The sequence below is a fragment of the Tanticharoenia sakaeratensis NBRC 103193 genome, assembly GCF_000963885.1.
Taxonomy (GTDB): domain Bacteria; phylum Pseudomonadota; class Alphaproteobacteria; order Acetobacterales; family Acetobacteraceae; genus Tanticharoenia; species Tanticharoenia sakaeratensis.
In genome coordinates this window covers 1-13,780 of the sequence record NZ_BALE01000004.1, presented here as the reverse complement: position 1 = coordinate 13,780, position 13,780 = coordinate 1, and the positions used below count along the sequence as shown (strand labels likewise).

The following is a 13,780-nucleotide window of genomic DNA, read 5'->3' as shown; positions in this document are numbered from 1 at the left end:
TCCCTCAGTGCGGCGAAAGCGGGAACGGCACCCAGCGCAGGCCGGCCTCGTTCTGGACCAGGAGCAGGATCGACCGCGCCTTCTGGCCCTGCGCGCGGGTCAGCGCCTGCTGGACCGCATCCGGCGTATCGACCTCATCCTGCCCGACCTCGGTCACGAGGTCGCCGACCTTGATTCCATGCGTTGCGGCGGGCCCACCGGACGTCACGGCCGAAACCAGAACGCCGCGCTGGTCATCGCCCAGATGGTTCTTCTGCCTCAACGCATCATCCAGGAGGGAAACGCTCAGGCCCAGCGGTGCCAGCGACACTTCCGACGGGCCCGGCTTCTGCCCCTTGGCCGGTGGTGCGGGCTGGTCGGGCGAGCGGGCGACGGTGACCGTAATCGCCATCGTCTTGCCCTTGCGCCAGATTCCGAGATCCACCGTGCTGCCCGGCTGCATCTGCGCGATCAGCCGCGGCAGCATGTGCCCTTCGATGGGCTTGCCCTGCACCGACTGCACGACGTCGTCCTTCTGGAGCCCTGCCTTCGCCGCAGGTCCCTTGTCGTCCACGCTCGCGATCTGCGCGCCGCGTGCGGGCGAGAGTTTCAGCGACGACGCGATCTCGGGCGTCACGTTCTGCACCTTCACGCCGATCCATCCGCGTGAGACGTGGCCCGTCTTGCGAAGCTGGTCGATGACGACGCGCGCGTCGTCGGACGGGATCGCGAAACCGATGCCGACCGAGCCGCCGCTTGCGGCATAGATCATCGTGTTGATGCCGATCACGTTGCCATGCAGATCGAACAGCGGACCGCCGGAATTGCCGCGATTGATCGAGGCGTCAGTCTGGATGAAATCGTCATATAGCCCGGCCTGGATGTCGCGCCCGCGCGAGGACACGATGCCCGCGGTCACCGTGCCGGACAGGCCGAACGGATTGCCGATCGCCAGCACCCAGTCGCCCACGCGGGCCGTGTCGCTGTCCCCGAACGGGACGGCGGGCAGCGGCGTCTTGCTCTCGACCTTGAGCAGCGCGAGGTCCGTGCTGGGATCTCGGCCCACGATTCTGGCCGGCAGGACCGTGTTGTCCTGCAATGTGACCGACACCGTGTCGGCTTCGGCCACGACGTGGTTGTTCGTCACGACATAGCCTGCCGGGTCGATGATGAAGCCGGAGCCTAGCGCCTGGATCTTGCGCGGCTCGGCTTCCTCGCCCGGCGGATGGTCCATGAACTGATGGAAGAAGCGATCCATCGGCGAACCGGGCGGGAATTGCGGGATCTGCGGTCCCTGATCCTCTTCGCCGCTGCCGCCGCCATCGTCCTGTTCGTCCTGACCGGGGCGCAGCGTCCCGGAGATCGAGATGTTCACGACGGCTGGCAGAAGGCGCTGCGCCATGTCGGCAAAGCTGACCGGGATCATGCGCGGCGTGGACGTGGACGGCGCGGGAGCATCGGCCCGGGACGGCGCAGGAAAGGCCGCGAACGCCGCAAGGCTCGTGGCCAGGGTCGCGGCGATACGCAGGCGGGCGGATCGGGTCGGTCTGATATGCGTCATCACGACACGCAGTCTATCCCACGACCGGGGCGCCCGTCACCAGAGTGGCATCGTCATGACGCCATGCACCGGTAGACGCCCTATCGTCTGGCTGCCGCCCGTTTCCGCCTGCGGTAGAGATCGAGCGGGATCGCAAGGGCGAATGTCAGGCCGAGGCCCACGACGTTGACCAGAATCTGAAGCGTCAGGCTGCTGCCGAACGTTCCGAAGGTCAGACGGCCGATCAGGTCCAGAACGCTGCCGAGCGCGAACACCTCGAGCGAATGCCGTCCCAGCATGGCCAGCGCCTGGCCGATGCGGCCGTCCGAGAAGCGCCGCGCCACGGATGACGACTGCACCAGATAGAAGATCGCCATGATGTCGAGCAGACGCCACGGCGCGAACGTGGTCTTGCCTTCGCCAGGGGGCACCGGCCACGGCCAGAGCTGCGGGACATGGAAATAGGCATAGGGAAACGAGACGTAGATCGCGCCCACGATGTAGGCGTAGCACGCGACCCTGACATGAGGATGATAGGGAAGATCGCCGCCCCGATCGCGCGCGAATGCGGCTGCCAGGATGCCAAGCACATACAGGAACTGCCAGCCGAACGGGTCCAGATACCAGCCGTTCGGATCGAGCCAGTTCTTGAGCGTCAGGGCCGGATTGAGGTTGGCCGCCGCCCAGACGAGGGCGCTTCCTGCAAACAGGATCCAGGGCCGCTCCCGCAGTCCGAGATAGAACAGGGGGAACAGCGCCAGCAGGATGATGTAGAGCGGCAGGATGTTGAGATAGCTTGGCAGCGCATCGAACGTCAGCACCCGCCAGAGCCAGTCGTAGCCATGCGCAAGTTCTGGTTCGAGGATGTACTCGGGCACAGGCTGGTAGTGACGCCAGTGACGGACCGTCCAGACGAACAGCATCAGCATGCCGGTCTGGTAGAAATAGAGCTTCACGCAGCGTCCGAGGATTCGCTCGATGCCTGCGCGCCAGCCGCTCTTCTCGATCAGGCGTCCATAGGCGAGATACGACGCATAGCCCGCCAGCAGCACGAAAATCTCGGCCGCATCCGCGAAGCCGAAATTGCGCATGGTGATGCGATTGACCATGTCGTCCGGCACATGATCGACCAGCATCATCAGGAGTGCCAGGCCACGCAGCGCATCGACACGGTGATCGCGCTGATGGGGTCGGGCAGCCGGGCGGATTTCGGATACGGCGTCTGGCTGTACCGGCGTGGCCGGGCGCGCGAGCGTCATGAAATCGTTCGTTTCCTGCGATGGGAGCGGATCTTGTCCACAAGCGGACGCGGCGACCGCGACGAGTCGGGGGAACGCACAGTGCGTCGTGCGCGTCGCATAGCAAGCCCGCATCGATGTGACAGCTTACGAAATGTGAAAAGGCTGTCCTCTGGTTGACCGCCTTTCCTGATGTACCTCACCTGAACTAGACTCGGGGTCTCTTGCAGGCCCCGCCTCGTTTTGTCCCGTTCACACCGTTTTTTCTGGACCGCGCTCATGACCGATCTGCCTCCGAACGATCCCGAAGGCGCGCAGTCGCCCGAGGCACGACGCATTTCCGACGCGCTGCGGCTGGTACGGGACGAGCGCGACGGCTCGAACGTGCTGAGCTTCGCAAAACTCGATGGCGTGTCCGTAACCGACGGTCACGCCCGGATCTCGCTGGCAACATCCCGAGACGATGCCAGCCGGATCGAGCCGCTGCGTCCGCAGGCCGAACAGGCCATCACGCGCCTTCCCGGGATCTCGCGCGCGACGATCGTGCTCACCGGCGCACGGCCGCCCGGCCCCCTGCCCGCCGCCGCCGGCGGCGGACATCGGCCGTTCAATCTCGGCCCTGCGGCCAATGCGCCGGGCGGACCAGCCCCGAGCCCGCACGGCCCTGGGCGCGAGAAGCTGCTGCCGCAGGTCGGTGCCATCATCGCGGTTGCCTCCGGCAAGGGCGGCGTCGGCAAGTCGACGACCGCGGTCAATCTCGCAGTCGGCCTTGCGCGTCAGGGATTCCGCGCGGGGCTGCTGGACGCCGACATCTATGGCCCCTCCCTGCCCCGGATGCTCGGCAGTCATGCCAAGCCGGAAGTCGTGAACGGTCGCATCATTCCGGTCGAAGCCTGGGGCCTGAAGACCATGTCGATCGGGTTCCTGGTCGACGAAAACCAGGCGATGATCTGGCGTGGACCGATGGTCATGGGCGCGCTCGGCCAGTTTCTGGGCGAGGTCGACTGGGGACCGCTGGATGTGCTCGTGATCGACATGCCGCCCGGGACCGGCGACGCGCAGCTGACGATCGCCCAGAAGCTCAACCTGCGCGGTGCGGTCATCGTCTCGACACCCCAGGACATCGCATTGCTGGACGCGCGACGCGGCATGGCGATGTTCGAGAAGATGGGCACTGAAGTGCTCGGCGTGGTCGAGAACATGTCCTATTTCTGCTGCCCGAACTGCAACCATCGCACCGAGCTGTTCGGGCATGGCGGCGCGCGCGCCGAGGCGGAGCGGGCGGGTGTGCCCTTCCTTGGCGAAGTCCCGCTGCTCGCCGACATCCGGGCCAGCGGCGATGAAGGCACGCCGATCATCCTTGCGGCGCCCGAGAGCGAAGGCGCACGCGCCTATACGACGCTTGCCGAGACGATCGGTGCCCGTCTGAGGGGGCGCTAGATGCGCCTGCCTGTGCTGCGCGCGGCTGCCTTCTCCGCGATCCTCGTCCTGCTGTCGGCGTGCGGGACAACACCTCACCATCGCGGACTATCGCGTGACGGCTATGGATTTACCGAAGGCTCGTCTCACCTGCCGCCCCCGGATGATCTGGAAAAACCAGCCCGCTGAGCCGCTTGTCACAGTTGCGCAACACTTTGTCCTGCAACTGTCTGTCATCAAAGTCGCTTTTATCGCGGGCCGCGACGGATCGTCCGTCAGCCCGCATCTCAGGAGAGCGACCATGCATGCGATGGGATACCGTCCGGACAGAACGCCTTCGGTCTTTGCGGTCGATCCGCCTGTTCCGGGTGAACCGCCGATGATGCCCGACCGCTCGGTCGATACCCAGGCATCATCCGTGAACGACTACGAAACACACGGCCAGCCATCGGCCATGAGCCGCCCCGATGGCCATACGGTCCCTGCGTTCATCGTCAATGTCTCGACGGTTGGCTCGGAATGGCAGTAACGGCGCGAACTGCGTCGTCACGACAGCCCTCGACGATATGCAGGCAATGCCGTCACGCGCTCTTGACGCGCGACGGCATTGGCCCGAAAACGGCGCCTGGTTCGCCGGGTTAGCACAGTGGTAGTGCAGCGGTTTTGTAAACCGAAGGCCGGGGGTTCAAATCCCTCACCCGGCACCAGCCTTCTTCCGGAAAAGTCAGTTCGGCGTCAGCGATAACGCCAGCCGCCTCCGTGCCAGTCGCCGCGCCATGCGTTATGCTCGTCATACCAGCCGGCGTGGCCGCCATAATAGCCGCGATGCCACCCCCGGTGCCAGCCGGGCGGCCCGACATAGCACCCGGACAGCGTGCACGCCGTCACCAGCAACAACAGTATTCTCGGATACGTCATCAGGACCTCCACGCCCACATAACGCGCCCGCTTTGTGGCAAATGCGTGGCTGCCAGTCCGGTGCCAAGAAGAAGGAAAGCCCAGCCGCCAAGCGGCAGGTTCATGAAATCGCTGGACGAGGCGAAGGGCCATTCCTGCACGATGATGGCTGCGAACACGCCGATCCGAAACGCCTGCACGGATGATGACGTGCTGGCCGGCTGAGGCCAGAGCGCCACGAGCCAGCCTGCGATCATCGCGCAGAACAGTCCGAGCCCTGGAAGGCCCGCATTCGTGACGGCTTCCAGATAATGATTGTGGGCGTGCTGCACGCAGATCGCACGCCCGCCCCCATCGTCGCCCGGCACGCTTCCCAGAAGACGGAGCCCATGGAAATAGGCGGGATCCGCGCAGCCGTGCCGGAATGCGTCATAGCCGAGCCCGGTCAGCGGATTGCTGATCGCCATGACGGTTGCGCGCGTGAAAATCTGCCCATACGGCGATTGGCCGAAATGCGTCAGCTGCTGATGCGCCAGCACGACGAGGTGGACGAAGCTGGCATGTGACACGATGGCGGAGAGAGCCACCAGAACCGGCAGCAATACCGCCGATACCAGAAATGCCGGGCGCAAGGGGCGATAGAGCGCGGCGCAGATCGCAATACCAAGGACGAGCAGCGCCAGCGGCATCCGCTGGCCGGCCAGCACGTTCAGGGCAATCGCGAGAACCGCAAGGCCGCTCATGGCAGCGATGGCCCTGAACCCGGCCAGACGTTGCCCTACCCACGCGCAGCCGAGCATCAATGTGGGAAGCGCGAGCCGCGACAACGGCGCCGCGGCGCGCGGGGTGCGGTAGGGACCCGTCAGCGTGCCGTCATGGAAGCGAGGCACGCCGAACAGGTTGTAGCCGAAGAGCGCCTGAATAAGGATCTGCCCCCCGATATACAGGCAGCAGGCCGCCAGAAGGCCCATCATCCAGACGAGCGCGCGCCTGTCACGCAGGGTCCAGCTCTGCAGTGCCGCGACCATGACCAGAAAACGGACGGCCGCGAGCGCTTGCAGAAATCCGCCCCAGCCGCCGGCTCCGAACGGAGCGACGGGCATCGAGCACGCCACCTGCCATCCCCACCACACAAGCGACAGCACAAACCAGGGCGCGCGCGCCCAGGCCCATGTGCCACTTACGCCCGAGCGGGCCAGCAGCCCGATCGCCAGGATGTCGATACAGACTTCCGCGATCCCGCGCAGATGCGTCAGTCCCAGCGGCAGAAGGAACGTCGCCGCAGTGCCGATCCCGTCGAGACCTCTGAGGAGTTTGGATCGCTGCACCATGATTTGCCGCTGATGGCGGTCCGCGCGCGATGCCGCAACCCCCCTTTGCGTCACAAGAGGTATTCGACGTCACGATGAAACCCGAAGAACGCTCGCTTCATTGTGTCGGGTGAAACATTTCATGCAGCCGCTGAAGGAATACTTCATGTCATCCGACACGATCACGATCCCCGGTCTCGACCGCCCCGTCTCCCGCGTCGCACTGGGAACCTGGGCCATAGGCGGCTGGATGTGGGGCGGTCCGGACGACGACAATGCCATCCGCACGATCCATCGCGCGATCGACGAGGGCGTCAACCTGATCGACACGGCGCCGGTCTATGGCTTCGGCCATTCGGAAGACGTCATCGGACGGGCGCTGGAAGGCCGACGGGACAAGGTCGCCGTCGCGACCAAGGTCGGCCTGAACTGGAAGGACGAAAAGCCCTTCCGGGACAGTACGCCTGCGCGGATCCGCAAGGAAGTCGAGGATTCGCTGCGCCGCCTGCGCACGGACGTGATCGACCTCTATCAGGTTCACTGGCCCGACCCGAAGACACCGATCGCCGAAACCGCCGAGACCCTCGCGGCCCTGCAGAAGGAAGGCAAGGTCCGGGCCCTGGGCGTCAGCAACTATTCGATTGCCGACATCGAGACGTTCCGTGCGCACGCGCCCCTGTCCGTGGTGCAGCCGCCCTACAACCTGTTCGAGCGCGACATCGAGCGCGACCTGCTGCCGTTCATGATCGAGCACGATATGGTGGGACTGGCCTATGGCCCGCTCTGCCGCGGTCTGCTGGCCGGCCGCATGACGAAGGACACGACCTTTCCGAAGGACGATCTGCGCAGCGGCGATCCGAAGTTCCAGAAGCCCCGCTTCGACCATTATCTGGCGGCCGTCGACGGGTTCAGGGCGATCGCGGCCCGGCACGACAAGTCGCTGATGGCACTGGCCATCCGGTGGGTACTGGATCAGGGTCCGATGATCGCCCTGTGGGGTGCCCGCAAGCCCGAGCAGATCGACGGCGTGCGCGACGTGTTCGGATGGTCTCTTACGGACGAGGACAAGAGCGAGATCGACGCCATTCTGGCACGTGACGTGCCGGACCCGGTCGGCCCCGAATTCATGGCCCCGCCGGTTCGGGACTGAGAAACGGCCGGGCGCGCACGTCCGCGCGCAAGACAGAAAGGCGCTCGCGAGCCTCCGCGACATCGAAGAGACGGGCTCGGGCCTGTCCCTGCGCGGAAAGGCTTTCACGCAGGGGCAGATCGCTCAGGACGTGCTCCAGCGCCGTCTCCAGTACGGCCGGCTCATCGGGATCCGCGATCAGGCCGCCGTTCTGCACGACCCACGACAAGGCGCCTTTGGAGGATGCGATCAGGGCGGCGCCCGTGGCCATCGATTCGAGGGCCGTCAGTCCGAAGGGTTCCGGCCAGCGACTCGGGACCACGACAACAGCCGCCTGTGCCATTGCGTTCAGGACCACGTCGTGCGGCCGATAGCCGTCCATGACGATCCCGGCCGCCCGGGCCTGCGGTACCAAGGCGTCGAGAAAAGCCGTTCGTGGCGTATCGGCGCCGAAGCGATCCGCACCGATCATGCGCGCGGTCCAGCCGGGCCAGCGCGGCAGGATCTGTGCGCAGGCCCGGACAAAAGCATCCGCGCCCTTGTCCGCGACGATACGTCCGGCAAACAGGATCTCCCGACGCCGCTCGGCCATGGGAACCGGGTTCGGCAGCGCCTTGCAGTCGATGCAGTTCGGCAGGACCGCCATGATGTCCGCAGACGACGGCAGCCCGTCCAGAAACCGCGCGCGTACCCAGTCCGACACGCCCGCAATCCGCATGCGGCGCAGCAATGCGATGCGGGCCTCGGGCGTGCGGGCATCGCGCATACCCTGCGGATCGTTATGCAGCACCAGCAACATCGGCATATGCGGGAGCGCGCGGGCGATCCCGAGCGCGACATCCGGCCGGTTATGGACCTCGATCAGGTCTGGCAGCCGGCTGCCGAGCGCCGATACACATCCCCGGGCATAACGGGCCGTATCGCTGAGCCCGAATGCGGCTGGGCGTACCGGTGTGAAGGATCCGGCCGGATAGGGTGCACCAGCGGGCGCGATACCCAGGATCCGGTCATCCCGCCCCGCAAGCCGCGCTGCCAGCAGGGCGATCGCACCGGCCTCTCCCGGCGCGTAGCGCTCCCTCTGCGGCAGGATGATCGCGGTGTCAGTCGAAATCGGTCGGTCGTCCGGGGTTGTCATGATGGGCGAACATGCACGCGATCTGGCCCGGCAGCACGCGCCCGCGCGACAGGTCGTCGGGGATTGCATCGCGTGCGAACCATCCGACTTCCGATGTCTCGATGCTGATGCGCGCTTCGCCGCCGTCGAGGTCGCACAGGAAGAACATCTTCAGTGCCGCAAACGGATCGGCCGGGTGGCCCTGTGTCGTGCGGTCCCAGGCTGCGGCGAGTTTGCGCACCCGTGCGCCATAGCCGCTCTCCTCACGCACCTCCTTGACCGCGTTCGCCGCGGCGGAGATGTCAGTCTCGGCCCAGCCGCCCGGCAGTGTCCAGCGGTCGTGATCCAGCCGCTCGCGCACCATCAGAATGCGGCCTGCCTCGTCGAACACTGCGGCCCGGACGTCGATCTTGGGGGTCGCGTAACCATGCTGGCCTGCGAACAGATCCGCGATGCGGTCTGCCGGTGCACCGGTATGGGTCGCCATGATGCGGCTCGCGAGCGTCCGAAGCTGCTCATAACGTTCCCGGTCATAGACGCTGGTTGCGTAGGCAAGACCAGTCTGCGCGATTGCCTGCATTTCCCGGGTCCACGTCAGCCAGTCCGGTTCACTCATTGCGTGTCGTCCTTCCCTGCCCGGTAACGTGCCCCATGACGCGGCATCGTTCATGGCCTCTTTCAGGGGGCGGGGAAAGTTTTCGATTTTTTAACCAGCGCTCGGCAACCATGAGGAGCCTCGACGACGCGGTTGGTTCGCGCCGAGACGGACGAAAGCCCAACCGATGCCCAATTTCCCGCTTCCACGCTCCGGACTGATGGCCCTGGCGGCCACGACCGGCGCCTGTGTCGCGGGGGCGCTGGTCCTGTCGGCCACCCGCTCGGGCGACGCAGCAGCGCTGTCGTCCGGGACGCCTATCATCCTGTGTCTGCTCGCCATTCTCGCCAGCGCCCTGACCGGCACGGCTTGGCAGCCAGCGCCCTCTGGCCTGTCGCCGCTTCAATGGCGATGGCTTGCCGCGCGCCACGGATGGGCGGCGACCGCGCCGGGCGCCATGGCGTTTATATCGGCGTCACGCATCATGGATGCCGATCCTGCCTTCTGCATGCTGACGGGCTATGGGGCGGGGGCCTGTGTCGAATCCCTGGATCTGTCGCCGGCACTTCTGGACGATCTTGCCGGGAACGCTGCAGACGGGGGTGGATGCACGGTGGTTACCAGACTTCGGACCTGCAGTGGCGGCGGTCTCGAGGCTCGCGTGTCTGCCCGCAGCACCCGGGTGCAACGCCGAACCGGGATCCTGCTGCTGATCACCGATGCGCGTCCGATGCTGAGGAAGCGCGATCTCGACGAGACCGATCCCATGACCGGATTGCCTGGGCGCAAGGCGATGGAACGTCATATGGCGACCCGGATCGGTCCGCGTGCAGCCAGATCGGCGCTCCTGTCGCTGGACCTGGATCGGTTTCATGCCGTGAACGATCTGCACGGCTACACGATGGGAGACGAGGTCGTTTGCCGTATGGCGGAACGACTTCGCGCGTCGGCAGCGCCCGGGGCGATCGTCGGTCGCATGGGCGGCGACAAGTTCGCCATCATTGCGCCCATCGACATCGCCGAAGATGCGCTTGCCGTCGCGCAGGCCGCACAGGATGCCATCTGCGCGGCCCTGCCGATCGGAGATGCGACGCTCTACATGTCGAGCGGCATCGGCATCTGCGTGGCACCCGATGATGCGACCGACCCTGACACGGCACGACGTCGGGCCGATCTGGCGCTCTATCGTGCCAAGGACACGGCGCACGGCACGATCTGCCGGTTCGAACCTTTCATGGCCGCGGCGGCCGTCATGCGCGCGACCCTGGAAGCCGATCTGCACAGCGCGATCGCGGGTCGTGAGCTGTTTCTGGAATATCAGCCGCAGTTCAGGGCCTATAGCGAGGAACTGCTGGGCTTCGAGGCCCTGCTGCGCTGGCGGCATCCGAAGCGCGGCATCGTGCCGCCGCTGCAGTTCATCGGGCTGGCCGAACAGAGTGCGCTGATCGGCGAGATCGGCCGCTGGGTGCTGCGCGAAGCCTGCCTGGAGGCCACACGCTGGCCCTCACATCTCCATGTCGCGGTCAACGTTTCCGCGGCCCAGTTCCAGCAGGACGACATGGCCGACGTCGTTGCGGAGACGCTTCGTGAATGCGGGCTGGCGGCCCATCGTCTGGAGCTGGAGCTAACCGAATCGATCATGCTGACCAACCAGGCGCGAAATCTGGACATGCTGCGCCGCCTGCGAGCCGGCGGCACACCGATCTCGATGGACGATTTCGGCACCGGCTACTGCAGCCTGACCTATCTGCGACAGTTTCCCTTCAATCGCATCAAGATCGACCGCTCCTTCGTGCGGGACATGGTCCATGATTCGGCGACGCGTTCCATTGTGCAGGTAATCATCAGCATGAGCGAGGCACTGGATGTTGCCGTCGTCGCCGAAGGCGTCGAAACAACGGCACAGCTGGATCTGCTGCGCAGCCTGAACTGTGGCCAGATCCAGGGCTACCTGTTCGGCCGCCCCGCCCCTATTGCGTATTATGCGGACCTTGTCGCACGATCGATCACGGCGCATCCGCTGCCTGTCATGCAGATCGCATCCTGACCAGAGGCCTTACCGTCCGCGCAGCAGGGAGGCCGGCCGTGCCGACAGCATCGCGCGCAGTGCGAACTGTCCGGCACCGAACATCACCAGAAGCGAGAGCACGACGACCGCCACGATCCGCAGGGGCGCAATCGCCATTGGCAGGAACAGGACCTCCCGCAGGACGACATCGGCCAGCAGGATCCCCACACATCCCGCTCCCACGCCGGCAACTGCGCCAATAAACAGGAATTCGATAAACCAGAGCTGGCGCAACTGTGCGTCCGATGCGCCGAGCGCGCGCAATACCGCCCCGTCCGCCATGCGTTCGGGCCGTCCCGCCAGCAACGTCGCGATCAGGACCAAAACGCCCGAAACCAGCATGACGCCTGCCATTGCGGACAATGCCAGGGCGAGCTTGCCGACCAGGTTCGACAGCACCGCCAGCACATCCGCCACCCTGATACCGGTCACGCCGGGCAGGGCGTCGGTGACCGCCGCGAGAAGATCGGCGTCATGCGCGACGCTGCCGTCCGTGCGCAGCGTCGCGATCACGGTGTGGGGCGCATGGGAAAGCAATCCCGGAGATGCGATAAAAGCGAAGTTCATCTGCAGGGATTGCCATTGCACGTGACGCAACGAGGCGACCCGGAAGTCGATGTCCCGACCGAGCACGTTGAGCGTCACCCGCGAGCCCACGCCTGCGCCCCACCCTTCGGCCAGCCCCGCATCCAGCGACAGGAGCGGCGGCCCGTCATAATCGGTGCTCCACCAGCGTCCCGACGTGATGTCCGTGCCCGCCGCCGCATGCGGTTCGATCGTCAGACCATGATCGCCGCGCAGGGCCCACCGTGTCCGGGCCGAGGCTGCGACCCGTTCCGCCGGGACGCCGTTCACGCCAACGACCCGCGTACGCATGGACGGCAGCGTCTGCATGTCCTGCACGAACGGCATGCGATGCACGATGGCCTCGAAGGTCGGAACGTCGCCCGGCTGGATATCGACGAAATAGAACGAGGGCGCCGTCCGGGGCATCGTCTCCGCAAATTGTGCCTGCAATGCACCATCGACGATCCAGATCGCTGCCAGTCCCGATAACCCGGCTCCGAGAGCCAGCACGAGGCGCGGTGCCGGTCCTTGCGCACGGCCGATGAACGACAATGCCAGCCGCACTACTCCCGTGCTTCGGCGCGACGCGGCATGCGCGATGCGGCGCAAACCTGCACCGAGACCGGCGAAGACCCCGAGCACCACGAGCATGGCCCCTAGGAAGCCGAGCGCCACGATGCGATCCTGCGCGGTTGCAACCACAATCACGAACAGCGCGATGCCGATGGCGGTCGACACGGCCACGATCCGGCGCGGCCGCTCGACATTGGAGACATCGTCACGGAACAGTGTGGCTGGCGGCGCCGCGAGCCCACGCATGACGGACGGGCTTGCGAACAGCAGAGCCGTCAGGCCGCCGATCAACAGCGCAAATAGCGCCGAAAGCGCGATCGCACCGTCCGCGGGCGCGACCGGCAGCACGGCGGCACTGAGCCTGACCACCGCAATCGCGATCACGGCGCCTGCAATCGCGCCGGCGACGACGCCGGCCCCGCAAAGCAGGCCGATCTGTGCCGCCATGATCTGCGCTACCAGACGCTGCGATGCGCCGAGGCTGGAAAGGATCGCGATCGTTCGCCGACGGCCCCGCATCCAGGCTGCAACGCCCGATGAGACGCCCAGTCCTCCGAGCAGCAGCGCGGTCAGGCCTAGCAGGGCCATGAACTGCCCGAGCTCGGTGACGAGACGCGACAGGCCGGCCGCCGCATCGCGCACGTCGCGCACATGCCAGCCCACTCCCGGGAAACGTACGGCAAGCTCATGTTCCACGGCGCGCACGCGCTGCGTCCTGTTCGCGCCGTCTCCGGTCCAGGCGGCATGCAATGACCATGTCGCCAGCATGCCGGGCCGGATCAGGCCGGCCGACTGCAGATCCGGGAGTGCTACGATCACGCGCGGTGCAAGGGCCACGCTGCCTCCGTCCGGCGTGCCGGCCAATGCCGCATGATAGATCATGTTATAGCCGCCGAGGCTCACGGTATCGCCCGCGTGCAGATGAAGGCGGTCGGCGATGATCGGCTCCGCCAGCAGGCCATTCCCGGCTATTCCGGTCCCGATCGTTCCCTTCGGCGCCAGGGTCGCGTGTCCGACCAGCGGCCACCCGGGCTCTACTCCCTCGGCTTCCACCAGAAGACGTGCGCTGGACGGTCCATACAGCATCGAGCGCATGCGCACGCCCGCAATCACGTGACCACCAGCGTGGATCAGAACGTCGCGCACGGCATCCGGAATGGGGTCGGGGCTCTCGATCACCAGATCGCCGCCCAGAAGCGCGCGTCGCTGCGCGTCGATCCCGTGCTCGACCGATACGCGAACACCCCCCACAAGCGCCATTGCCGCCGTGCCCAGCGCAAGACAGGCCAGGGCCACCCACATACCCGCTAGAGCTTGTCCACTGAACTATGAATCGTAGGGGATGACGCGG

General features: G+C 66.0%; 12 protein-coding genes and 1 tRNA gene. 6 read left to right on the top strand and 7 right to left on the bottom strand.

Features of this window, described 5'->3' with window-relative positions; all coding sequences use genetic code 11:
- Positions 1–4 precede the first annotated feature (4 nt).
- Entirely contained in the window at positions 5–1,540 is a 1,536-nt protein-coding gene (locus B8446_RS01330; protein ID WP_048846439.1) for a DegQ family serine endoprotease, read from the bottom strand.
- A gap of 80 nt (positions 1,541–1,620) precedes the next feature.
- Positions 1,621–2,778, bottom strand: a complete 1,158-nt coding sequence (locus B8446_RS01325; RefSeq protein ID WP_048846437.1) for an OpgC family protein — start codon at positions 2,776–2,778, stop codon at positions 1,621–1,623.
- 258 nt (positions 2,779–3,036) lie between these two features.
- Here B8446_RS01325 and B8446_RS01320 point away from each other — a divergent pair, with 258 nt between their 5' ends.
- The 4 genes from B8446_RS01320 to B8446_RS01310 all read left to right on the top strand — a co-directional run bounded on the left by B8446_RS01320 (position 3,037) and on the right by B8446_RS01310 (position 4,883).
- Positions 3,037–4,197: an Mrp/NBP35 family ATP-binding protein gene (locus B8446_RS01320; protein ID WP_084711969.1), complete on the top strand. Its 1,161-nt coding sequence runs from the start codon at positions 3,037–3,039 to the stop codon at positions 4,195–4,197.
- Complete coding sequence (locus tag B8446_RS16390; protein ID WP_199484024.1) at positions 4,198–4,365, top strand: hypothetical protein; 168 nt, start codon at positions 4,198–4,200, stop codon at positions 4,363–4,365.
- 112 nt (positions 4,366–4,477) lie between these two features.
- On the top strand, positions 4,478–4,705 hold the full coding sequence (locus B8446_RS01315; protein ID WP_048846436.1) for a hypothetical protein: 228 nt from the start codon (positions 4,478–4,480) through the stop codon (positions 4,703–4,705).
- A gap of 103 nt (positions 4,706–4,808) precedes the next feature.
- Positions 4,809–4,883 (top strand) — tRNA-Thr (locus B8446_RS01310).
- A 28-nt stretch (positions 4,884–4,911) separates the two neighbouring features.
- Here the strand turns inward: B8446_RS01310 and B8446_RS01305 are convergent.
- A complete protein-coding gene (locus tag B8446_RS01305; protein ID WP_048846435.1) occupies positions 4,912–5,094 on the bottom strand; it encodes a hypothetical protein in 183 nt (60 codons plus the stop codon).
- Positions 5,094–6,404 (bottom strand): O-antigen ligase family protein, encoded by a 1,311-nt coding sequence (locus B8446_RS01300; RefSeq protein ID WP_148505789.1) that lies wholly within the window; start codon positions 6,402–6,404, stop codon positions 5,094–5,096. Before B8446_RS01300 ends, B8446_RS01305 begins: the two co-directional genes overlap by 1 nt.
- A 145-nt stretch (positions 6,405–6,549) precedes the next feature.
- On the opposite strand from B8446_RS01300, the gene B8446_RS01295 reads away from it, so the two are divergent.
- Positions 6,550–7,533, top strand: coding sequence for an aldo/keto reductase (locus B8446_RS01295; RefSeq protein ID WP_048846625.1), 984 nt, complete (start codon positions 6,550–6,552; stop codon positions 7,531–7,533).
- Here B8446_RS01295 and B8446_RS01290 read toward each other — a convergent pair.
- Both B8446_RS01290 and B8446_RS01285 read right to left on the bottom strand, forming a co-directional pair.
- Positions 7,508–8,647, bottom strand: a complete 1,140-nt coding sequence (locus B8446_RS01290) for a glycosyltransferase family 4 protein (RefSeq protein ID WP_048846434.1) — start codon at positions 8,645–8,647, stop codon at positions 7,508–7,510. The two genes, B8446_RS01295 and B8446_RS01290, sit on opposite strands and share 26 nt — an antisense overlap.
- Positions 8,613–9,242 carry an NUDIX hydrolase gene (locus B8446_RS01285; protein WP_048846432.1) on the bottom strand — a complete coding sequence of 210 codons (630 nt, stop codon included), beginning with the start codon at positions 9,240–9,242 and terminating at the stop codon, positions 8,613–8,615. The genes B8446_RS01290 and B8446_RS01285 overlap by 35 nt, the downstream gene beginning before the upstream one ends.
- 166 nt (positions 9,243–9,408) lie before the next feature.
- Between B8446_RS01285 and B8446_RS01280 the strand changes: the two genes are divergently transcribed.
- Positions 9,409–11,268 (top strand): putative bifunctional diguanylate cyclase/phosphodiesterase, encoded by a 1,860-nt coding sequence (locus tag B8446_RS01280; protein WP_048846431.1) that lies wholly within the window; start codon positions 9,409–9,411, stop codon positions 11,266–11,268.
- Positions 11,269–11,277: 9 nt separating this feature from the next.
- Here B8446_RS01280 and B8446_RS01275 read toward each other — a convergent pair whose 3' ends face one another.
- Positions 11,278–13,731 (bottom strand): ABC transporter permease, encoded by a 2,454-nt coding sequence (locus B8446_RS01275; RefSeq protein ID WP_048846428.1) that lies wholly within the window; start codon positions 13,729–13,731, stop codon positions 11,278–11,280.
- Positions 13,732–13,780: the final 49 nt, after the last annotated feature.